Here is a 21,145-nt window from a genome sequence, read left to right on the forward strand (position 1 = left end):
GGACGCGGTATCGCTCAGGCCAGCAACACGGCGCGCACGGCTTCTGGTGTGAATGGCGCTTCATAGAAGCGCTTGCCAGTCGCGTCGAACAGGGCGTTGGCGATGGCGGCGGGGCCGGGCACGGATGCGGACTCCCCCGCGCCCATGGGCGGCTCGTCTTGGCGCGGCATAAGCAGCACATCGATTGCGGGCACATCCTTGAAGCCGATGATGGGGTAGCCGCCCCATTCGCGGCTGGCGACGCCCGCTTCATCAAAGACCACCTTTTCCAGCAAGCAGCGGCTAAGCGTCTGGATGACGTTGCCGTGGATCTGGTGGCGCACGCCGTCCGGGTTGACGATCATGCCGGTGTCTTGGCCAACCACGATCCGTTCCACGCGCACGCGTCCCGAGGCCGGGTCCACGCACAGGTCGATGACCCAGGCGGCCCAGGCGGCGCCAAAGCCGGGAAACTTGCTATGTACATATCGCGCGTAGGCGATGCCGCGCCCTCGTAAGCGGCCATCGGCGTCCGGTTTGCCACGGCTGCCACGCGCACCCGGGCTCCACGGCGCCCGCGCGGCGGTGGCTTCGATCAGCGCGATGGCGCGCGCATCGTCCAGGTTGCGCAAGCGATAGTCGACCGGGTCGGCGCCTGCGGCCTCAGCCAGTTCGTCGATCATGCAGTCATGCGCAAAGGAATTGGGCAAGGCCGACACGCCGCGCAACCACGACGAACGCACCAGTGGCGGCATGTCGTGGCAGACCACGCGGCGGGTTTTGTAGCGGTAGGGCGGCGCGGCCGTGCGGTCGCCCATTTCCAGCGTGCGCGGCTCGCCGGAGACGACGCCCGTCAACAACAGCGCCAAGAGCGGCGCGTCGTTGGAAGGGTAGCGCACGGCAAAGTCCACCGCCAGCAGCTCGCCTTGGGCGTCGATGGCGGCGGCCACGTCCATCAACTGCCCGGTGCCCTTGGGTTCCCACTGGTGTTCTTGTTCGCGCGTGAGTTGCACGCGCACGGGCGCGCCCACCGCCATGGACAGCAGCGCCGCGTCGGCGCAGACGTCGTCCGCGCAGTTACGGCCATAGCAGCCGGCGGCTTCCAGACGGACCAGGTCGATGTGGCCTTCACCCAGATTCAGCAGCCGGTTCAAGTCAGTGCGCAGCATGTGCGGATTCTGCGTGCCGGTCCACACGGTGAGCCGGCCGTCAGAAAAGTCGGCCACGGCGCAAGAGGGGCCTATGGACGCATGCATTTGATAGGGCCAGACGTAGCTGCGGCGCAGGTGCGTGGCGGCTTGCGCGCAGGCGGCGTCCACATCGCCATCTTCGATCAGGGGCCGGGCTTGGGCCGGGTTGGCGCGGATGGCGGCGGCCACATCATCCAATTTTGGTGCGGGCGGCACGGGATTCCAGCGCACCTTCAGCGCGCGCATCGCGGTAATCGCCTGTTCTTCACGGTCGGCCACCACGCCAACGAAGTCGCCTTGCACCACTACCTGCACGTTGCCGGGCAGGTGCGCGACGGAATCGCGATCCACATCGATCAGGCAATGGCCGATGAAGCTGCCGGCGTCTCGACCCGGATGCGGCGGGCGCACCACGCGGCCATGTCGCATGCCGGGCACGCGCACGTCATGCACGAAGCTGAGTTCGCCGGTGGCCTTGGCGGGGATGTCCACGCGCGCCACGCCTTGCCCGACGATGCGGTATTCGCTGGCGGGTTTCAACGGAACGGCTTGATCGGGCGGGGCCAGGGTCAGCCGGATGTGCTGGCCGGCCAGCAACTGGCCGTAATGCAGTTGGCGTGTGTCGTCGTCGGGGGTTGGCTGCACTACAGGCCGCACCACGCCATCGCGCACTTGCACTGCATCACGTGGCAGGTTCCATTGCCGCGCCGCCAGCATCAGCAAATGCTCGCGCGCCTGTGCGGCAGCGCGGCGCAAGGGCACGGCGGAAATCTGGATGCTGGCGCTGGCGATGGTCGGCCCCTGGTTGGGCGCGGCGCTGGTGTGGCCCAGCACCATGTCCAGGCGCGACAGCGGCACGTCCAGCTCTTCGGCAACGATCTGCGCCAGCGACGTGCGGATGCCGGTGCCCAGGTCCACGTGGCCGTTGAAGGCCAGCACGCGCCAGCCGGGCGATGGCGTGTCGCCCGCCACCAGGCCCGCATCGCGCACGATGGCAATGAAGATCTCGGGCGTGGCCTGTACGTAGTCCGACGCGCTGCCCGGCTGACCCGGCGCCGGCTTGGGCGGCGCCGAGGGCTCGCGCACCACGAGCAAGGCGTCGGGGTGGGCGAGCAGCGCGCCAGGCAGGTGGTGGGGCGGGGGCAGGGTCATGAAGGAAGCAGGTTTCGGGCCGGTGGAGGATTATGTCGCCGTTACCGGGCGGCCGGCACTGGGGCATCCACCAAGGCGCGGGTCTCGGCCAGTGCGTGGTCCAAGGGCATGACGGCGGCGTACTTCTGCGCCATGTCGAACAGGTTGGCGTCGTGCGGACCAAGGGCGCGGTCGCCGCAGCAGTCGGACACCACCAGCGGCCGAAAACCTGCCTGCATGGCGTCCACCACGCTGGCGCGCACGCAGCCGCTGGTGACGCAGCCCGCCACCAACAAGGTCTGCACACCGCGCTGCGCCAACCACGGCGCCAGCATGGTGCCGAAGAAGGCGGATGGGGTGCTCTTGCGCACCACGTATTCGCCGGGCGCGGGGGCCAGCTCGGGCACGATGGCGCTGTTGTGGCTGTGCTCTTTCAAAGCCAGCATGGCGGGCACTTTCAGGCAGAAGATATTGCTGTCGGCATCGTCGTCCGAGAACACGATGCGGCTGTGCGCCACCGGCCATCCCTGCGCGCGCGCATGGGCCAGCAAGTGGCGCGTTTGCGCGATGGCTTCCGGGATGTTGCCGCCGCCCAGCACGGCCGGGTCGGCAAAGCCGTTCACGAAGTCCACGATCAACAAGCCAAAGGGCGCTTTGAGCGGCAGCGGCGTGCCGAAGCCCTGGCGCGAATAGGCGGAGATATCGCCCGTGACGGCGTCGGCGGGTATGGTTTGGGTTGAGGCGTTCATTTGCTGTCCTTGCGGCGGGCGGCGTGCGCCAGGCCGGATTCGTCTTGCACCACGCCGCGCGTCACGACCGCCTGGCCGTCCAGCGCCACGCTGCAATGGCGCATGGGGATGTCGATATGGCAGGCGGTGGTGCGGCTGCCGCCCGCTTCATTGTTGGGGCCCATGGACCACAGGAAATTGCCCTCGAAGGCGCGCGCGTCCATGCCGATGTGCGCTTCCTTGTTGTAGTGCGCCAGCATCGACCACTGCGCGCGCGGTTGCAGCCCCCAGCCGATGTGCGACACCGCATAGGCTTCGGGGTCTTCGTACGCCGCCATGTATTCCTTCAGGATGTCGGCCTGCAAGCCGCCGTTGATGCGGGTGACATAGCCGTTTTCAATGACCAGTTCGATCGGGTCGGTCACGTAGTCTTTCATGGGCAGCAGGATGTCGCCCCGGTCCAGCACCACGCGTCCATTGCTTTGGCCTTCGTTGGGCCAGGTCAGCACGAAGCCGCTGGGCCAGTGGTCCCAACGACCCGGTTCATCCACGAAACCGTATTCGGAAATGGCGGGGAATTCGCCCAGTTCGCAGCGCAGGTCGGTGCCGGCCGCCGACGTGATGTGCATCTGCTTGGACGCTTCAATCCGACGCGCGGCAGCCTGCACGCGCGCGCGGTCGGCTTCGGTGGGCACCAGGCGGCACAGCACTTCGGGCGGCTCGATGGCCAGCAGGATCTTGGTGCCCGTCTGCAAGATTTCGTGCTGCTCGGGCGAGAACAGCAGCGTCATCAGGTCCAGCACCAGGTCGCTGGCGTTCAGCGCCGCGATGGCGGCGGGGTTGCCCGTCAGCGGGGTGGCGCCCAGGTAGGCCAGCGCGTCGCGGCTGATGGATTTTTCGGCGTTGACGGGCGGCAGGTCCAGCCGGTTGACGCGCGCGCCCAGGTCAGTGGCGGCGGCAATCGCGCAGCGCAGTGTTTGCGGATGCGTGTCGGCGCCGGTCAACACGGTGACGATCTGCCCGGCTTCAAGCCGTGACAGCGTCAGCACCTGCTTCCAGGCGTGGATCAAATCGATATCGCTGACGGACATGGCGGGCTCCTTGAATCAGCGGATTGAGGAAGTGGTGTTTCAGTCGACCTTGCTGCCAAGGAAGTCGCCAAAGGCCGCGTAGAAGCCGGCTTCGTTGTCCCACGGAATCATGTGGCCCGCGCCTGGCACGCGTACGTGCTGCGTCTGCGGCGCCAGGCCCTGCCATTCGGCCACGTCGTCGTCGCCGACCACGCCGCCTTTTTCAGCGGTCATCAACAACAGCGGAATCTTGATGCTGGGCAGGTCGGCGTGGATGTCGTCGCGGCCAAAGTCTTCAAAGCTCTGCACGATGGCCGGTTCATGGCAGGTGTGCAGCCATTGCGCGCGCAACTGGCGCTGGGCTTCGGTCCAGGTGGGGCAGAAGGCCAGCATGTCTTCGGCGGTCATGCCGTGCGTGGCTTGGCGGATGGAATCCACGTACCACGCCAGGTTGGCCGGGTAAGCGCGGCGGCCCGGGCCGGAGACGGGCGGGTCCACGATGACCAGGCGCGTCAGGCCTTCGGGTTGCCCGCGCGCGGCGCGCACCGCGATGCGGCCGCCCATGGAATGGCCCACCAGCGCGTAGTTCGTCAACCCCAGCGCATGGGCGAACGCCGTGACGTCGGCCGCTTGCGCGTCCAGCCCGTAGTCGAGCTCGGGGCCGGATGCCGACAGGCCTCGGCCGCGCACGTCCAGCACATAGGTGTCGAACTGGCGGCCCAGATGTTCGGCCACGAAGCCCCAGGTAACGGCCGGGCTGGTGATGCCGGGTATCAGGATGATGGCGGGGCGGCCGGTGCGTTCGCCCGCCGTGCCGCCATAGCGCAGGTAGTGCTGGCGGATGCCGTTGGCGTGCACGTGGCCGCCATAAAGGTAGGTGCTGGCGGCTTGGGTCATTGTGCGTTCCTGGAATAGGGGTAAGCGCCCGAGAGCAGGGCGCCGGCGCCGGGTACCACCGGGTCCATGCCCAGTTCTTTCAGGATGGCGTAGGTGGTGGCGATGGAGGCGGTGAGGACGGGCTTGCCGGTTTCGGCTTCCACTTGCGAGACAGCGGGCAGCGACGGCATTTGCACGCAGGCGGACAGCACGATCACATCGGCGTCGGCTACGTTCATGCCGGCGACGATGCCGGGCAGCTTGGCGGGGTCGTGGCGGCCCACGTCCAGGTTGTCGGGAATTTCCAGCGCGCGCCAGTCCACGATTTCAAACCCTTCGGCGGCGATGTAATCCATGACGAGTTCGGTCAGCGGAATCATGTAGGGCGCCACCAGCGCAATCTTCTTGGCACCCATGACGTGCAGCGCGTCGACCAGCGCGCCGGCGCTGGTGATGACGGGCGCCGACGCGCCATTTTCAGCGGTGCGCTCGGTCAGGCGCTTTTGCGACACGCGGTGGTAGCCGCGCCCCATGGCCATGATGGCCACCAGGCAGGCGTAGCCCAGCACGTCGACACGCGCATCGCTGAGTTCCAGCGCGCAGCGGTCGCTTTCGGCGTCCATGGCGGCCAGCTCTTCCTTTTGCACCTTCTTCATGCGCATGCGGCTGGAGTGGAAGGTGAAGCGGTCGCTGGGGCGTAGCGATGAATGCGCCGTCAGCATGGCGGGCACTTCGGTTTCCATCGTGGTGTTGGAACTGGGAACGATCTGGCCGATTCGGAATGTCTTCGTCATGGAGAAGCCTTGAAAAGGGGCGGGCCTAGGGTTTTCGATAAATTCAAAAGAAGCGTATACGCTCTATTCTTGCAAAGAGCGACGCAGATGACCAGCCCGGTTTCCGTAGTGGTTTTCACCTAATGATGTGAAAAATATGCACTATTTTGGTGATGTGTCTTGGGGTTTACGCTTGGATAGAAAATTTCTGTATCCATAAATTAAGCGTGTACTTCATAATTTTCAAGAATTCGCTTTCCAGTCTTTCACTATCCAGCAAGGAGAAGTTCCGTGTCTACATCCCCTCGTATCGCCATCGTCGGCGCGGGTCTTGGCGGCGCCGCCACCGCCGCGCTGCTGCTCAAGGAAGGGCTGAACGTCCGCGTGTACGAGCAGGCGCCCGGCTTTTCGCGCTTGGGGGCCGGCATCCATGTGGGGCCGAACGTCATGAAGATTCTGCGGCGCATCGGCATCGAAGACGCGCTCAATGCACAAGGCTCGCATCCGGATTTCTGGTACAGCCGTCATTGGGAAACGGGCGATATCCTGGCGCAGATTCCGCTGGGCGATTACGCCGTCAAGGAATACGGCGCGTCGTACCTGACCGTGCACCGCGGCGACTTCCACGCCTTGCTGATCGACGCCTTGCCCAAGGGCGTGCTGGCCTATGACAAGAGCCTGACCCGCGTGGAAGATCGCGGCGACGTGGTCGTGATGCACTTTGCCGATGGCACCTCTGAAGAGGCCGACATCGTCATCGGCGCCGACGGCGTCAATTCCCGCATCCGTGAAGAACTGTTGGGGCCCGAGCTGCCCAAGTACGCGGGCTATCTGGCGCACCGCGCCGTGTTCCCCACGCCGCAGACCAAGCCTGGCATGCTGCCCTTTGATTCCTGCGTCAAATGGTGGAGCGATGACCGCCACATGATGGTCTACTTCGTCACCAGCAAGGCCGACGAGCTCTACTACGTCACCGGCGTGCCGGTGGAACACTGGGACTTGAACGACCGCTGGCTGCCCAGCAGCAAGGATGAAATGCGCGAAGCGTTCAGCGGCTGGCACCCCACCGTGCAGGCGCTGATCGACGCCACGGTTGAAGTCACCAAGTGGTCGCTGCTGGAACGTGACCCCTTGCCGCTCTGGAGCCGTGGCCGTCTGGTGTTGCTGGGCGACGCCTGCCACCCCATGAAGCCGCACATGGCGCAAGGTGCGGCCATGGCCATTGAAGACGGCGCCATGCTGGCGCGCTGCTTCAAGGAAGTGGGCGTGAATAATCACGAGCTGGCATTTGCGCTGTACGAGGCGAACCGCGCGGAACGCGCTAGCAAGGTGCAACGCATTTCGCACGACAACACCTGGCTGCGCACCAATGAGGACCCATCCTGGTGCTTTGGCTATGACGTGTTCAAGGAACCGCTGGTAGACCCTAAAACGCGCGCCGCCGCCTGACGACCTGTCCGCCGCGCGGGCATGGGGGCTTGCCCCTAGTCCCGTGTCGCGGCAACCTTCGTACTTCTCAAAATCCGCACACGCGCCACACGCCATGGGATCCACCGTCAATTCAAGCAGCACCCCGCCTCCGATCCGCCTGAGCGTGAACGGACGCGACTGCGACGTGGCCGCTGACCCCGGCACCGCGCTGCTGCACGTGCTGCGCAATGACCTGGCGCTGAACGGCCCGAAGTACGGCTGTGGCTTGGGCGAATGCGGTGCATGCACCGTGTTGATCGACGGCGTGGCCGCGCGGTCTTGCGTGATCCCGGTGCGGGCAGCGCAAGGGCGTGCCGTGGTCACGCTGGAAGGCTTGGGCACGCGGCAACAACCCGGTCCGACGCAGCAGGCGTTCATCGACTGCCAGGCGGCGCAATGCGGCTACTGCCTGAACGGCATGATCATGACGGTGGAAGCGCTGCTGCGCCGTAACCCCAACCCCACGGAAGAAGCGCTGCGCAGCGAACTGCACCACAATCTGTGCCGCTGCGGCACGCACGTGGAGATCATGCAGGCGGCGTTGCGAGCGGTTCGCTTGCGAGCGGAGGGTGTTCGTGCGCCCGGCTTGCAAGCGGCGGGTGGGGGTGGTGTGGGTGTTGCCGACGGCGGATCCACGCGATGAGTTCGAACACCTTGGCGTCGCCGCGCCACCACGCGGGTTTGCCCGCTGCCTTGCCCGCCGACCTGCTGCACGGCGTGGCGTTGCGCCCGCCGGGTGTGCTGTGGGATGGCGCGCGGTATCGCGGCAGTGTCTTGCGGCACGTGCAGTTGGATCAGGCACGCGCGCTGGCCGGCGTGGTGATGGCGGTGCAGCGCACGCACTTTGCCGGTGTGGTGGCGGTGTCGCTGGTACACGCACGGCAAGCGGCCATGGCCTTGGCGCCTGTGTGGCAAGCGCCGGACGCCGTTCCCTCTTCGCGTGCGGATGCGGCCGACCCGGACCCGCTTCGTTATGGCATGCGCCTGCCTTCGTCCGAGCCGCGTGCCGGCGCAAGGGTGACGGCATGGGTGTTGAGCGGACACGCCAGTGTGTGGCTGCCGGCATGCACGCCCGGCACGCAAGCCCAGATCCGCCGCGAACTGGCGGCGCTGCTGCAACAAGCGGAAGACACGATCAGTGTGACGGTGGATGGCGCGGGTGAAGGCGTGGTCGCGGAAAGCCAGGACGCGGTGCACCCGCTGGACTTGATGGATGCCGCCGCCGACGCCGCGCTGCTGTCGCAAGCCGTGGGCCGGCCGGTGTGCGTGGCCTGCCAGTCGCATGCTGCCGACGAGTTGGTGCTGTGTGTGCCGGTGACTGGCGCGACGGCCGAACCCGATGCGTCTAACGCCGCTGTCTCGAATGCGGCTCCCTCCAGCGCCTCTGCCTTGACGCCGCAAACGGTATCGGCTGCCGATGGTTGCGTTGCGGCGCTGCTGTCCGACGCTGCGTGGGCGGTGCGTCCGAGCCTGGCGCGGCTATTGAGCCAACCCGGACAAGCCAGCGCATCGGCGCATGCGACGGTATGCGGCACATCGGTAACGTCGTCCCGACGCGCGCTGCCGCCGCTGCGCGCCAGTGTGGACGAATTGAACGCCGCGCAAGTTTTTGCACAAGAAAGCCAGTGGCATGAAGCGGCGCTGGCCCAAGATAAAGATCCCATCGCGTGGCGCTTGGAACACTTGCCGGAAGGCAAAGGCCGAGACCTGGCGCGCCAAGTCGTGGACCGTGCAACGTCGCGCGCCGACGCCGACGCCCACGCCGACGCTGCACCGCGCGCGGGCCTGCTGCATGGCACCGGCTTCGCCACCGCACAGGTGCAATGTGTCGATGACGACGGCGCCGCCCGCATGGTGTGGAGCGCCTGGGTGGCCGAGGTATCGGTGCAGCCCCAGACCGGCCATGTCGACGTCACGCGCGTGGTCGCCGGCCACGACAGCCAGCACCTGCAATCGGCGCAAAGCGCGTCCATGCAGGCCGAGATCGAACAGCAAACCCCGTGGCTGCTGGCCAACGCCCGCCGTCTGCTGGCAGGGCCGCCGGCCTTTGATGATTGGACGAGTCCATCGCAACAGGGCGACGCCGAGACAGCGATCGCATTGCGCGGCGACGCAAGCCGCGACGGCTTGGTCCCGCGCGACGCCACGGCCAACGCGCTGGATGACGTGGTGAAGCAAGGGCAGTTGGCCGTGGACGGCGTGGTCACCTTGCCGGCTGCCGCCGCCATTGCCAACGCCATCCGCAACGCAACCGGCGTGCGCCTGCGACAAGCCCCGTTCGACACCGAATCATTGCGTCTGGCATTGGCGGACCAGCGTCCGGCGCGTGCGCGTGGACCCTTGGCGCGAGGATGGATGTGGCTGGCGGCGGGCATGGCAGGGCTTGCCGGCGTCGCCGCCGCGCTCTGGCCGATCAAGCCCGCGTTGCCGCTTACGGCAGGCCCAGACGTTTCCCTGTATTCCATACGCGCCATCGAACGCGGTCGCCTCGTCGCCGCCGCAGGGGATTGCATCGCCTGCCACACCGCGCCGGGCGGCAAGGCCAACGCTGGCGGGCTGGCGCTGGACACGCCGTTCGGCACGATCTATTCCACCAACATCACCCCCGACAACGACACCGGCATCGGCCGCTGGTCATACCCCGCATTCGAACGCGCCATGCGCCAGGGCGTACACCAGGATGGCCGCCAGCTCTATCCCGCGTTTCCGTACACGGCCTATGCCAAGCTGAGCGACGCGGACATGCAGGCGCTGTACGGCTACCTGATGTCGCAGCCCGCCGTGAAGTCCGAGCCGCCGAAAACGCAGTTGGCCTTTCCCTTCAACATGCGTCCACTGTTGGCGGGCTGGAATGCGCTGTTTCACGACGCCACCCCCTTCACACCGGACCCGTCACGCAGCGCGCAGTGGTTGCGCGGGGCGTATCTGGTGGAAGGCGTTGGCCACTGCGCCGCCTGCCATTCACCGCGTAATCGTTTGGGCGCGGAGAAGAAGGGCGTGCATTACCTGGCTGGGGGCGAAGCGGAAGGCTGGACCGCGCCCGCCTTGAATCAGTTGGCCAGCGGCCCGCGCGCCTGGTCGGGCGACGAACTATTCCAGTATCTGCGCACCGGCTATTCGCCCAGCCACGGCGTGGCGGCCGGGCCGATGGCGCCCGTGATCCATGGTTTGGCTGAATTGCCGGACAGCGACGTGCAGGCCATCACGACGTACTTGCTGGACTTGCCGAAGCCGAAGGGCGAACGCGCGGCCACGCCTGTGGCGTCGGCTGTGCCGGTTTCCCCTTTGCCGGCAGCATCGCCCTCGACGTCATCGCAGTCGCACTCATCGCAGTCGCACTCATCGTCGTCGCCTTCATCTCCGTCTCTGGCGTCGCCATCGCCTGCCGCCGCGACCGCGCCATCGCCCGCGCCCGCCGCCGCAACGATTCAATCCCTTCAGGGCCGACGCGCCAACGGCGAACGCATCTATCAGAACGCCTGCGCGGTCTGCCACGAAGCGGGCAGTGGGCCCACGCTGTTCGGCGCCAAGCCCTTGTTAAGCGCCAACACCAACCTGCATGCCGCCACGCCAGACAACCTGATCCAGGTGATCCTGCACGGCATCCAGGAGCCCGCCGATGACGCGCTGGGCTACATGCCGGGCTTCAAAGACAGCCTGGACGACAGGCAGGTCGCCGATCTGCTGGGCTATTTGCGGGAACGATTTGCGCCGGACGAAGACGCCTGGCCCGATCCCACCACGACGATTAAACGGCTTCGCAACCATGCGGAGCTGAATTAAGGAAAACGCGGCCATAACGCGTGCGGCTTTAGTGATGATCACATCAAGGGGTTTCATCTATGTCAGCTTCATTGGTTTCCGTGGACAAAGCCATTCAGGTGGCGGGCGTCGGCAAGTTTCAATATCGGCTATTCGTGATATTCGGCCTGGTCTGGATGGCCGACGCCATGCAGGTGCTGTCCATCGGCTTTTCCGCGCCGTCCATTGCAAAGACCTTCGGCATCACCGTGCCGCAAGCATTGCAAACGGGCACGCTCTTCTTCATCGGCATGCTGATCGGCGCCTTCATGTTCGGCCGCATGGCCGACCGCATCGGGCGTCGCCCGGTGTTGATGATCGCGGTGGTCATCGACGCCTGCGCGGGCGTGGCCTCGGCCTTCGCGCCTGAGTTCACGTGGCTGCTGTTCCTGCGCTTTTTGACGGGCATCGGCGTGGGCGGCACGCTGCCGGTGGACTACACGATGATGGCCGAGTTCCTGCCCAGCGCCCGCCGTGGCCGCTGGCTGGTGCTGCTGGAATCGTTCTGGGCCGTGGGCACCATCTTTCTGGCGCTGCTGGCCTTGGCGGCCGTGTCCTGGGGCGACGATGCCTGGCGCGTGATCTTCTTCGTCACCGGGCTGCCCGCCTTGATCGGTGTGGTGCTGCGCTTCTACATCCCTGAATCGCCGATGTACTTGAACCGCAACGGTAAGTCGGATCAGGCGCGCAAGGTGCTGGAACGGGTGGCGCGCGTGAACCGCCGCGACGTCGAAGTGCCCGCGCTGCAACCGGAAACGCCCGTCCATAAATCCATCTTCGCCTTGTTCTCGTCCAGCTACCGCCGCCGCAGCATCGGGCTATTGCTGGCGTGGGCGCTGATCTCCATTGCGTACTACGGCGTGTTCGTCTATCTGCCCATCAAGCTCAGCACCGCCGGCTTCGCCTTCATGCGCGGCCAGGAGTTCCTGGTGCTGTTGGCGCTGGTGCAGTTGCCGGGCTTTGCGCTGTCGGCCTATGGCGTGGAACGCTGGGGCCGCAAGCCCACACTGATCGGCTTTTTGATCTTGAGCGCCGTCGGCTGCATGCTCTACAGCCTGGGCACCGCACCCGCTGTGGTGATCGGGTCCACCTTGCTGATGAGCTTCTCGCTGCTGGGCACCTGGGGCGCGTTGTATGCCTTCACTCCCGAGGTCTACCCGACCGATTTGCGCGCCAGCGGCATGGGCATGGCGGGCGCGGTGGCGCGTTTTGGTGGGCTGTTCGCACCGGCCATCATCGCGCCCATCATGACCAGCCACTTCACGCTGTCGCTGGTGGTGCTGTCCAGCATGCTGTTGGCTGGGGCGGTCGCGATCGGGTCGGTGGACGTGGAATCGCGTAACCGCGCGCTGGATTGATGGCGGGGTGAATCGCGGCGGCGTTGGCGTGTATGCCGGCGGCGCAGTTGCCAAACACGGCGACGAACAGCTCAGACCTGTTCGTCGCCGTTCAGCATTTTGGTCAGCAAAAAATCCAGCGCCAGACGCTCGGCCGGGTTCAGATTGCCGTAGGTGCTTTCGGTGATCTGCTTGGCAAACGGTTCCATCTCTTGCACCAGCGCCTGCCCCACCGGCGTCAGGCTCACCACCACCTTGCGCCGATCGACGGGGTCGTGGTCCACCTGCACCAACTCGCGCTGCTTCAAACGGTCCACCACACCGCGCACGGTGGCCTGGTCAATGACGGTTGCCTTGACCAGATCAGCCAGCGAACTCGCGCCATGGTCCCGCACCGAACACAGCACGACAAACTGCGCGGCGGTGAGCTGGGAGTCAGGGATGTAATGCTGAAACAGCGCGGTGTGCCGCTGATAGACGCGCCGCAGCAGGTGACCTATCTGATCAGAAAACAAATAGCCTTCCGTGTTGGACGAGGACTTGCCTTTCATATTGCGCATAAGCCTATCCGAAGCAATGCAGGGGTCATGATGATTTTTATCAACGGGATGCCGGTTGACTAGTTTGCCAGCAGCGCGACGGTTTGTGGGGCGTAGAGGCCTACGCGTCAACCTTCCGCAGGCAGAAACCGACTCGCCCAAGTTGAGATCATGGCCGCGGCATAGTCTGCGTCCGCCCGGCGCGTTAGCAAGTGATCGGCATCGTCCAGCGAAATGAAACTCTTGGGATGCTTGGCCGCCGCGAATATGCGCCCGGCATTTTCGATGCCCACCGTTGCATCCAGCGGCGAATGCAGAATCAACAGCGGTATTCGTAATTGTGCGATCCGCGACGCCAGATCGTGCTGCCCCAGGTCGTCGACAAAACTCTTGCGCACGATGAATGGCCGGCCGCCAAGCAGGACCTCGGCTTGCCCTTGCGCTTCGATGGCCTGGAGACTTCCGGGATCAAATTGATGCAGGACATGGCTGACGTCGAAAGGCGCGCCCAGCGTGGCCACCGCACGTATGCCTGGCATCTTGCCGGCGGCCATCAAGGCAGCCGCTCCGCCCAAGCTATGGCCGATGAGGATGGAGGGAGGCTTGCCGTCTTCGGCCATCGCGTTGCCGGCCGCGACCAGATCATCCACGTCCGCCGCGAACGTTGCATCCGCGAAGGTTCCGCCGCTATTGCCCAGCCCTGCAAAATCGAAGCGCAGTACACCGATGCCACGCGCCGCCAGGGCTCGCGCCAGACGGCTGGCCGCCAGGCTGTCCTTGCCGCAGGTAAAGCAGTGGGCAAGTATGGCCCAGCCCTGCGGTTCGGCATCGGGCAGCTCTAGCCGCCCCGCGAGCCGATAGCCGCGAGGTCCGTCAAATTCAAAGGCTTGTGCGGTCATGAATGATGTCCCTGTTGTTGGCATGCGTTGCGCCATGTCAGTGCCTGGCGAGGGGTGTTGCGCACCACCCCTCGCCCGGCAAGATGGTTTACGGCGCGGCCGGAAAATCGACGTCGGTGTCGTTGATACGGTTAAAGGTGTTGGTGAAGATCGTGAGTGCGATGGCCAGCGAGATCTCGGCCAGTTGCGTGTCGTTGTAGCCCGCGGCACGAATCGCTGCGAATTCATTTTCGTTGATGGTGCCGCTGGTGTTTTGTACGTTCAAGACGAAGCGGATCAAGGCATCGCGCTTGGCGTCACCGGTGGGCTGCCCCGCACGAATGGCGCGCAAGGCATCGGCCGACAGACCAACCATCTTGCCCAGCATGTAGTGAGCAGCCACGCAGTAATCGCAACCGGTTTGCTCGCTGACCAGCAGTTTGATGGTTTCGAGGTCTTGCTTGCTCAGGCTGCTCGACGCCAGCACGCCTTCAGCGTTGAGCACTGCGCCCAGGGTCGCCGGGGCCAGGTGGCCCAGGGCGGCGTACAGATTGGGCACGGAGCCACCGGCAATTTTCTTGACTTGGGCGTACACGTCGGCGGTGGCGCCAGTGGCGGTTGCGATGGCGGGGATAGCGATGCGGCTCATGGTGTTTCCTTCAATGTGGTGGTTAAGAGCCTCCACTTTACGTCCGCAAAACGATCCGTTCGAGTCTGTTAAATATCAAAATAATCCTAATTAGGATCAAAACATCGGCTCTTGTTCAGAATGGCCCGATGCAGGCGTCGCGCGTGACAAGCGGCGCCATTCCCCAGGAGTCATTCCCATCCATTCGGTGAACACGCGCCTAAACGCCGACACCGATTGATAGCCCACCGAATCGGCCACGGCTTCGGCGGTAATCGACGGCTTCTTCAACTCGTTGGCGGCCAGGCTCATCCGGATGTCCGTCAGCATGTCGATGGCTGAGCGCCCCAGCTTGTCCTGAAAGTGACGCATGAAGGTGGCGCGCGACATGCTGCACAGCCCGGCCAGATCGGGCAAGGTCCAAGGCTTGTCGGGGGCGCTGAACATGGCCGCGATGGCGGGCGCCAACCGGGGGTGGCCAGCCAGCGCCAACAGCCCCACGGGAGCCTGCGCGGATTCGCTGGCCGCGCGCAAGGTAAGCGTGAACAGCGCCGACGACAAGGCGTTGAGCATGGCGTATCCGCCCAGCTTGCCCTCGGCGGATTCCATGCGCATCAGGCCGACCAGACTAGCCAAGTGATTCAAGGGGGGATCGGCTTTCGCCGCGTCATCACCATCCGCTGTCCGCACGATCAGTTTCGTGGGCAGGTAATCGCGAATCAGTCTGTCATGGGGAGGCGCTATGAAAAAGCGACCGCACAACATGTCCAGTTTCTCGCCAGTGCCGTTGTTTTCGCTGATTGTCCAACCCGTTGAATCCTCGCGATTGTGCGCGGGGCCCGCTACGCGTCCACTGCCGTCATGCAGCACGTGGGCGGATCCGTGAGGCATCAGCACGATGTCGCCGCTGCCCAGTTCCGCGACCGTATTGCCCTCGGGATCCTCGAGGAAGGCGCGGCCCTTCAGCACGACATGATAGGGAATTTCTCGTGGCGCGGACTGGTCGTACACCACGCTCCACGGCGCGCCGTAGGCGCAGCGGAATTCCAGCTGGCCGGTGACGACGATCATTTTCAGAAGGTGACTTAACCAGTCGGGTTGGGGCATAGGATGGGGAGTTCGACACTCGGTGCAGTCGGCCACAGGCGCAGTCTACTTGCCGATGGCGTAAGGCACCAATTGCCGGTTTCCCAGGCCGGCTGGCGTGCTGGCCTGGCGGGCTTTCCCGCCACGGCGCAGCATTGCCGAAGAATCCATGTGCGTGCTGTTGCGTTGCACACTGATGTCCCAATAATGGTGTCAGACTACAAAATTCCACGCTGGGTGCAGTTGCGCCAAAAATGGGTGTGTTCGTACCTCTTAGCTACGACCATCTGTCGCCGCGGCTCAAGCGTTGAATGCTCTAAATCAGCGTAAGCGGCAAGCTCAAGTCGCGGCTGTTGGACCAAATCCATGCCTCAGAAATGAGAAGGCCCGAACATATTGCCGGGCTAGCCAGCAGCAGAGGTTCGGGCGTGATTGTGCCGATTGTTGTCTGTATGAGATGGGGGAGTCAAGCTGCCGCTAGTGCGTCACGCGTCTACCGGCGCCAATGCATCAACCTTCGCCGCAACAACCTGGCATGCCGCCACCAGATCAGTGACGATCCGCTCATCCACATTCAAGTCGCCCTCGTACTCACCAAGATTGCGAATGTCATGGCATCTCGACAGAACGCGCCACACCTCCGGTCCGACCCCAAGCGTGTGCGGCAAAAGCTGAAACACAAGATAGCGATTGGTGCAGCGATAGCCACTCCTACGCAGCGCCGCCAAGCACAGCGCATGAGCGGCGTTGTCGGCCAATTCGAAGCGGCTCTCCATTGAAAGCGACACGTTGCAGGCGTCGCGCAGCCTTGCATGCCCGGAGCGTTTCAGGCCTTCAAATTCTTTGGTATCGGGAGGCTCAGCCTTCAGCGACTTTCCCGGGCCACTCAGCTTTTCAAGTGGGGAGGTCTCCCTCGGCTCCTATGATCCAAATCTTGGGTTGCGCCAGCACCCGGGTCAGGAAAGACTCTTGTGCCTCTACGCGTTTGGTGAATTCCTTGCGCGTGAGGATGGTGGGGTTCACCGGCCGGCCGAGCTTGTTCCCCACATCCTCCAGCGCCGCAAACACATCGCCGTAGCTGATGTCGTCACTAAGCAGCATCAAATCAATATCGCTGCGAGCGGTGTCGGTATTTTTAGCCACCGAGCCGTACACGAACGCCGCCATGATCTTCGAGGCCAGAGGGGCAAGCGCCTCGCGCAGTGGTCCGGCCAGGCCGATGGTCTTCTGCACAATCGCGCATAGTTCCGCGAAGATGGGCGAGTCGGGATTGGCTTGGTAGTGCTTCTGATTGCCGACCGCCTTCACCGTGACCAAGCCGGTCTGCGCCAAGTTGGCCAACTCGCGTTGCACCGATCCGGATCCGCTGGCAACGAGGCCGATTATTTCCGTGGCATAGAAGCTGCGATCCGGCTGGCCGAACAGCAACCCCAGCACTCGCTGTTTGGTGCCAGGAAAAAGCGCGTCAGCGAGACCGCTGTGCGTGAGAGGGGCTTCGATCGTTATACCCATATTGGGTGTGATTGTACCCAAATTGGGTATCTATGGGAGTAGCCGTGGACGAGTAGCTGAACGAGCGGCTTGCTTTCTCCCGCGCCACACGCATCAATGAAAAAAGCCTCTGCGTATGCAGAGGCTTTGGAATCTTCGGTAGCGCTCTCGGCTCATCAAACGAACCTGCCGTACGCGACCACATCGCTCTACGCCATCAAGAGGCGGAACGTATGCGCAGTAAATGCTGAGAAATTTGCGTTGCGCGGTCAAGAAAAAAACCGGCGGATGCTTGAGAGCTTTCTGGTGCCCGGGGCCGGAATCGAACCGGCACGCCTTGCGGCGGGGGATTTTGAGTCCCCTGCGTCTACCAATTTCACCACCCGGGCAAGGGGGTCGCGAACACGTCCAGATGACGGCTGCGGGAGAACGAAGACAGCGATTATATGCGTACTTTCAAAAATTGTCAGGCGGCCCCACATCTAGCCCCTGATCAGAGCCAGATCCGCCCGGCCATCCAGCCAAAAAGCGGACCCAGCCCTCAAGCTCTACCTACTTCTTTTCCGGCAAGAACCAGTTCATCACCAAGGCGCAGATCCCGCCGGTGGCGACACCCGATTCCAGCACGCTCTTCACCGCATGCGGCAAATGCGACAGAATTTCCGGCACTTGCGACACGCCCAGCCCCAGAGCCAGAGACACCGCGATGATCAATAGCGCACGACGATCCAACTGAATCCCCGCCAGGATGTTGATGCCGGATGCGGCGACGGCGCCGAACATCACCATGGCGGCGCCGCCCAGGACGGGTTCGGGCACGGCTTGCAGCACGCCGGCCACGCTGGGGAACAGGCCCAGCACGATCAGCATGCCGGCGATCCATACGCCGACGTGGCGGCTGGCGATGCCGGTCAGTTGGATCACGCCGTTGTTCTGCGCGAAGACCGAGCTGGGGAAGGTGTTGAACACGCCGGCCAAGAGCGAGTTCGCGCCGTTGACCAGCACGCCGCCCTTGATGCGCTGCATCCACAGCGGGCCTTCGACGGGCTGCTTCGACACCTTGCTGGTGGCGGTGACGTCGCCGATGGCTTCCAGCGACGTGACCAGGTAGATGATCAGCATCGGCACGAACAGCGCCCACGAGAAGCCCAGACCAAAGTGCAGCGGCACGGGGATCTGGAACAGGGCGGCTTCGCGCGCGCCGATGAAGTCCAGTCGGCCCATATAGGCGGCGGCGATGTAGCCGACGGCCAGCGCCAGGACCAGCGCGGTGCTGCGGATCCAGACGACCGGCACGCGGTTCAGCAGGATGATGGTGCCCAGCACCAGGCCGGACAACGTCAGGTTCTCGGCGCTGGCGAAGGTGCCGTTGGCCATGGCGCCAAAACCTCCGCCCATGCTGATCAGGCCGACCTTGATCAAGGTCAGGCCAATCAGCAGCACGACGATGCCGGTCACAAGCGGGGTGATCAGGCGTTTGACGAAGGGCAGGATGCGGCTGATGCCCATTTCCACGAAGGATCCGGCGATGACGACGCCGAAGATCGCGGCCATGACGGCTTCGACGGGCGTGCCTTGCTTGACCATGACCGAGCCGCCGGCGATCAGCGGCCCCACGAAATTGAAGCTGGTGCCTTGCACGATGAGCAAGCCGGCGCCCAGGGGGCCGAAGCGCTTGCACTGCACATAGGTGGCGATGCCGGAGATGACCAGCGACATGGACACGATCAGCGTGGTGTCGCGGCTGCTGACGCCGAGTGCCTGGCAGATCAAGAGGCCGGGGGTGACGATGGGAACCAGGATGGCCAGCAGGTGCTGCAACGCGGCGACGAAGGCGACGGGCGGGGCGGGGCGGTCGTCGGGGCCGTAGACCAGGTCTGCGCTGGGCGCGTCGTCGGGCGCGCCGTGGGGGGCGGGTTGGGACAGGGAGGCGGGTTGCATGGGCGGAGGGCCGGCCGGGGTGGAAGAAAGTGCGGGATTTTAGCGGGGTTCGCGCCGCTGCCGCGACGGGGCCTTGAAAAGTTCCCGATAGCCCCCACCTCAGTAGGGTTTCCGGGATTCCGCGCGGGCATTTCGCCCCGGCTTCCTTTTTTATTTCGTCCCTAATTTTTTACTTCACGTAGAACCATGAGCCAAACCGCCACGTCTTCCACGTCCGAAACCCTGGGGTTCCAGGCCGAGGTGAAGCAACTGTTGCACCTGATGATCCATTCGCTGTACAGCAACAAGGAAATTTTCCTGCGCGAGCTGGTGTCGAACGCATCGGACGCTTGCGACAAGCTGCGTTTTGAAGCCATCGACCAGCCCGACTTGCTGGAAGGCAATGGCGAGCTTGCCATCACGGTCAGCTACGACAAGGCCGCGCGCACCATCACCATCTCGGACAACGGGATTGGCCTGTCGCGCGAAGAAGCCGTGGCCAATCTGGGCACGATCGCGCGTTCCGGCACGCGGGAATTCTTTTCCCAGTTGACGGGAGACAAGCAGAAAGACGCGCAACTGATCGGCCAATTCGGCGTGGGCTTTTATTCGTCGTTCATCGTGGCGGACAAGGTCACGGTGGTCAGCCGCCGTGCCGGCAGCACGGACGCGATCCAGTGGGAATCCGACGGCCAGGGCGAATTCACGATTGGCGCGGCTGACAAGGCCACGCGTGGCACCGATGTGACGCTGCACTTGCGTGCCGACGAAGACGACTTCCTGAACGGCTGGAAGCTACGCGAAGTTCTGCGCCGCTATTCCGACCACATCTCCTTGCCGATCCGCATGGCCAAGGAAGAGTGGGACCAGGAAAAGGGCGAGCAGGTCAAGACCGAAGAACTGGAAACGGTGAACCAGGCCAATGCGCTGTGGGCCCGCAGCAAGTCGGAAGTCACCGAAGAGCAGTACCGCGAGTTCTACAAGACGGTGTCGCACGACTACGACGACCCGTTGGCCTGGACGCACAACCGCGTGGAAGGCCGCAGCGAATACACGCAACTGCTGTACGTGCCCAAGCACGCACCCATGGACATGTGGGACCGCGACGGCCGCCACGGCGTGAAGCTGTACGTGAAGCGTGTCTTCATCATGGACGACGCCGACCAACTGCTGCCGTCGTACCTGCGCTTTGTGCGCGGCGTGATCGATTCCGCCGACCTGCCCTTGAACGTGTCGCGCGAAATCCTGCAAGAAAGCCGCGACGTGCGCGCCATTCGTGAAGGCTCGGCCAAGCGCATTCTGTCGCTGCTGGAAGACCTTGCCGAGAACAAGCCGGAAGACTACGCCACGTTCTGGACGGAGTTTGGCCAGGTGCTGAAGGAAGGCGCGGGTGAAGATTCCGCCAACCTGGAACGCATTGCCAAGCTGATGCGCTTTGCGTCCACGCATTCGGGCGACCAGGCGCAGACGGTGTCGTTTGCCGACTATGTGTCGCGCATGAAGGAAGGCCAGGACAAGATCTACTACGTCACGGCCGACACCTTCGCCGCCGCCAGCAACAGCCCGCATCTGGAAATCTTCCGCAAGAAGGGCATCGAGGTGCTGCTGCTGTCTGACCGCGTTGACGAATGGATGCTGTCCTACCTGCGCGAATTCGATGGCAAGTCGCTGGTGTCGGTGGCCAAGGGCGGCCTGGACCTGGCCGAGCTGGCCGACGAAGAAGAAAAGAAGCATCAGGCCGAAGTGGCTGAAGACTTCAAGCCGCTGGTCGAGCGCCTGCAAAAGACGCTGGAAGAGCAGGTGAAGGAAGTGCGCGTGACGCTGCGTCTGGTGGATTCGCCGGCGTGCGTGGTGGTGGGCCAGAACGAACTCAGCCCGCACCTGCTGCGCATGCTGAAGGCCGCAGGCCAGGAAGCGCCGAACGTGAAGCCGGTGCTGGAAATCAACCCGGAACACCCGCTGCTGGCGCGTATTCGTGCGGCGGAAGATGGTGAGTTTGATCAGTGGGCGCGTTTGCTGCTGGATCAGGCCCTGCTTGCCGAAGGCGCGCAAATCGCCGACCCGGCCGCGTTTGTGAAGCGCTTGAATGCCTTGCTGCTGAAGTAAGCGGCGGGGTAGTGGGATGAGAGGGCGCCTGAACTTAAGGCGCCCTTTTTTTATTGCGCGAGGCAGCGGGCGAAATGAATATTCCCGATCGGTAATATTTCTGCCGGAATGCGACTTTTTGCGCGGAATATTCACGATCGGT

17 protein-coding genes and 1 tRNA gene are annotated in these 21,145 nt (G+C 64.1%); 5 read left to right on the forward strand and 13 right to left on the reverse strand.

What is annotated here, in order from left to right; all coding sequences use genetic code 11:
* Positions 1–14: 14 nt before the first annotated feature.
* From WBR68_RS12860 to WBR68_RS12880, 5 genes are read right to left on the reverse strand one after another with little or no spacing between them, the layout of a single operon-like run.
* A complete protein-coding gene (locus tag WBR68_RS12860; RefSeq protein ID WP_230694433.1) occupies positions 15–2,321 on the reverse strand; it encodes a xanthine dehydrogenase family protein molybdopterin-binding subunit in 2,307 nt (768 codons plus the stop codon).
* A 41-nt stretch (positions 2,322–2,362) separates the two neighbouring features.
* On the reverse strand, positions 2,363–3,049 hold the full coding sequence (locus tag WBR68_RS12865) for an isochorismatase family protein (RefSeq protein ID WP_230694434.1): 687 nt from the start codon (positions 3,047–3,049) through the stop codon (positions 2,363–2,365).
* Positions 3,046–4,119 (reverse strand): 2,5-dihydroxypyridine 5,6-dioxygenase, encoded by a 1,074-nt coding sequence (locus tag WBR68_RS12870; RefSeq protein ID WP_127185894.1) that lies wholly within the window; start codon positions 4,117–4,119, stop codon positions 3,046–3,048. The genes WBR68_RS12865 and WBR68_RS12870 overlap by 4 nt, the downstream gene beginning before the upstream one ends.
* A gap of 39 nt (positions 4,120–4,158) precedes the next feature.
* Complete coding sequence (locus WBR68_RS12875; protein WP_230694435.1) at positions 4,159–4,995, reverse strand: alpha/beta fold hydrolase; 837 nt, start codon at positions 4,993–4,995, stop codon at positions 4,159–4,161.
* Positions 4,992–5,768 carry a maleate cis-trans isomerase family protein gene (locus WBR68_RS12880; protein WP_050445660.1) on the reverse strand — a complete coding sequence of 259 codons (777 nt, stop codon included), beginning with the start codon at positions 5,766–5,768 and terminating at the stop codon, positions 4,992–4,994. The genes WBR68_RS12875 and WBR68_RS12880 overlap by 4 nt, the downstream gene beginning before the upstream one ends.
* A gap of 270 nt (positions 5,769–6,038) precedes the next feature.
* Here WBR68_RS12880 and WBR68_RS12885 point away from each other — a divergent pair, with 270 nt between their 5' ends.
* From WBR68_RS12885 to WBR68_RS12900, 4 genes are all read left to right on the forward strand, one after another.
* On the forward strand, positions 6,039–7,196 hold the full coding sequence (locus tag WBR68_RS12885; protein ID WP_230694436.1) for an FAD-dependent monooxygenase: 1,158 nt from the start codon (positions 6,039–6,041) through the stop codon (positions 7,194–7,196).
* Positions 7,197–7,290: 94 nt separating this feature from the next.
* Entirely contained in the window at positions 7,291–7,860 is a 570-nt protein-coding gene (locus tag WBR68_RS12890) for a (2Fe-2S)-binding protein (RefSeq protein ID WP_050445662.1), read from the forward strand.
* Positions 7,857–11,000 carry a c-type cytochrome gene (locus WBR68_RS12895; protein WP_230694437.1) on the forward strand — a complete coding sequence of 1,048 codons (3,144 nt, stop codon included), beginning with the start codon at positions 7,857–7,859 and terminating at the stop codon, positions 10,998–11,000. The genes WBR68_RS12890 and WBR68_RS12895 overlap by 4 nt, the downstream gene beginning before the upstream one ends.
* Before the next feature lie 59 nt (positions 11,001–11,059).
* Positions 11,060–12,376: an MFS transporter gene (locus WBR68_RS12900; RefSeq protein WP_050445664.1), complete on the forward strand. Its 1,317-nt coding sequence runs from the start codon at positions 11,060–11,062 to the stop codon at positions 12,374–12,376.
* 71 nt (positions 12,377–12,447) lie between these two features.
* On the opposite strand, the gene WBR68_RS12905 is transcribed toward WBR68_RS12900, so the two are convergent.
* From WBR68_RS12905 to WBR68_RS12940, 8 genes are all read right to left on the reverse strand, one after another.
* On the reverse strand, positions 12,448–12,915 hold the full coding sequence (locus WBR68_RS12905; protein ID WP_050445665.1) for a MarR family winged helix-turn-helix transcriptional regulator: 468 nt from the start codon (positions 12,913–12,915) through the stop codon (positions 12,448–12,450).
* Positions 12,916–13,022: 107 nt separating this feature from the next.
* Complete coding sequence (locus WBR68_RS12910; protein ID WP_230694438.1) at positions 13,023–13,793, reverse strand: alpha/beta hydrolase family protein; 771 nt, start codon at positions 13,791–13,793, stop codon at positions 13,023–13,025.
* Between the two features lie 88 nt (positions 13,794–13,881).
* The gene (locus WBR68_RS12915; protein WP_230694439.1) at positions 13,882–14,421 is read right to left on the reverse strand and encodes a carboxymuconolactone decarboxylase family protein; all 540 of its coding nucleotides are present in this window, start codon (positions 14,419–14,421) and stop codon (positions 13,882–13,884) included.
* A 96-nt stretch (positions 14,422–14,517) separates the two neighbouring features.
* A complete protein-coding gene (locus WBR68_RS12920; protein ID WP_230694440.1) occupies positions 14,518–15,507 on the reverse strand; it encodes a cupin domain-containing protein in 990 nt (329 codons plus the stop codon).
* 464 nt (positions 15,508–15,971) lie between these two features.
* Positions 15,972–16,244 carry a hypothetical protein gene (locus tag WBR68_RS12925; protein ID WP_230694441.1) on the reverse strand — a complete coding sequence of 91 codons (273 nt, stop codon included), beginning with the start codon at positions 16,242–16,244 and terminating at the stop codon, positions 15,972–15,974.
* A gap of 136 nt (positions 16,245–16,380) precedes the next feature.
* Complete coding sequence (locus WBR68_RS12930) at positions 16,381–16,998, reverse strand: nucleotidyltransferase domain-containing protein (protein ID WP_050445670.1); 618 nt, start codon at positions 16,996–16,998, stop codon at positions 16,381–16,383.
* Positions 16,999–17,281: 283 nt separating this feature from the next.
* A tRNA-Leu gene (locus WBR68_RS12935) sits at positions 17,282–17,366 on the reverse strand.
* A gap of 163 nt (positions 17,367–17,529) precedes the next feature.
* Positions 17,530–18,918 (reverse strand): uracil-xanthine permease family protein, encoded by a 1,389-nt coding sequence (locus WBR68_RS12940; RefSeq protein ID WP_230694442.1) that lies wholly within the window; start codon positions 18,916–18,918, stop codon positions 17,530–17,532.
* 186 nt (positions 18,919–19,104) lie between these two features.
* Here WBR68_RS12940 and htpG point away from each other — a divergent pair, with 186 nt between their 5' ends.
* Entirely contained in the window at positions 19,105–21,003 is a 1,899-nt protein-coding gene (gene htpG, locus WBR68_RS12945; protein WP_230694443.1) for a molecular chaperone HtpG, read from the forward strand.
* Positions 21,004–21,145 lie beyond the last annotated feature (142 nt).

The sequence above is a fragment of the Achromobacter sp. JD-1 genome, assembly GCF_038594925.1.
Lineage (GTDB): Bacteria > Pseudomonadota > Gammaproteobacteria > Burkholderiales > Burkholderiaceae_B > Achromobacter > Achromobacter spanius_C.

Coding starts and splice junctions, on each gene's coding strand:
- WBR68_RS12860 (WP_230694433.1), bottom strand. CDS start 2,321: ATGACCCTGCCCCCGCCCCACCACCTGCCTGGCGCGCTGCTCGCCCAC.
- WBR68_RS12930 (WP_050445670.1), bottom strand. CDS start 16,998: ATGGGTATAACGATCGAAGCCCCTCTCACGCACAGCGGTCTCGCTGAC.
- WBR68_RS12875 (WP_230694435.1), bottom strand. CDS start 4,995: ATGACCCAAGCCGCCAGCACCTACCTTTATGGCGGCCACGTGCACGCC.
- WBR68_RS12895 (WP_230694437.1), top strand. CDS start 7,857: ATGAGTTCGAACACCTTGGCGTCGCCGCGCCACCACGCGGGTTTGCCC.
- WBR68_RS12880 (WP_050445660.1), bottom strand. CDS start 5,768: ATGACGAAGACATTCCGAATCGGCCAGATCGTTCCCAGTTCCAACACC.
- WBR68_RS12905 (WP_050445665.1), bottom strand. CDS start 12,915: ATGCGCAATATGAAAGGCAAGTCCTCGTCCAACACGGAAGGCTATTTG.
- WBR68_RS12920 (WP_230694440.1), bottom strand. CDS start 15,507: ATGCCCCAACCCGACTGGTTAAGTCACCTTCTGAAAATGATCGTCGTC.
- WBR68_RS12870 (WP_127185894.1), bottom strand. CDS start 4,119: ATGTCCGTCAGCGATATCGATTTGATCCACGCCTGGAAGCAGGTGCTG.
- WBR68_RS12940 (WP_230694442.1), bottom strand. CDS start 18,918: ATGCAACCCGCCTCCCTGTCCCAACCCGCCCCCCACGGCGCGCCCGAC.
- WBR68_RS12890 (WP_050445662.1), top strand. CDS start 7,291: ATGGGATCCACCGTCAATTCAAGCAGCACCCCGCCTCCGATCCGCCTG.
- htpG (WP_230694443.1), top strand. CDS start 19,105: ATGAGCCAAACCGCCACGTCTTCCACGTCCGAAACCCTGGGGTTCCAG.
- WBR68_RS12915 (WP_230694439.1), bottom strand. CDS start 14,421: ATGAGCCGCATCGCTATCCCCGCCATCGCAACCGCCACTGGCGCCACC.
- WBR68_RS12865 (WP_230694434.1), bottom strand. CDS start 3,049: ATGAACGCCTCAACCCAAACCATACCCGCCGACGCCGTCACGGGCGAT.
- WBR68_RS12910 (WP_230694438.1), bottom strand. CDS start 13,793: ATGACCGCACAAGCCTTTGAATTTGACGGACCTCGCGGCTATCGGCTC.
- WBR68_RS12900 (WP_050445664.1), top strand. CDS start 11,060: ATGTCAGCTTCATTGGTTTCCGTGGACAAAGCCATTCAGGTGGCGGGC.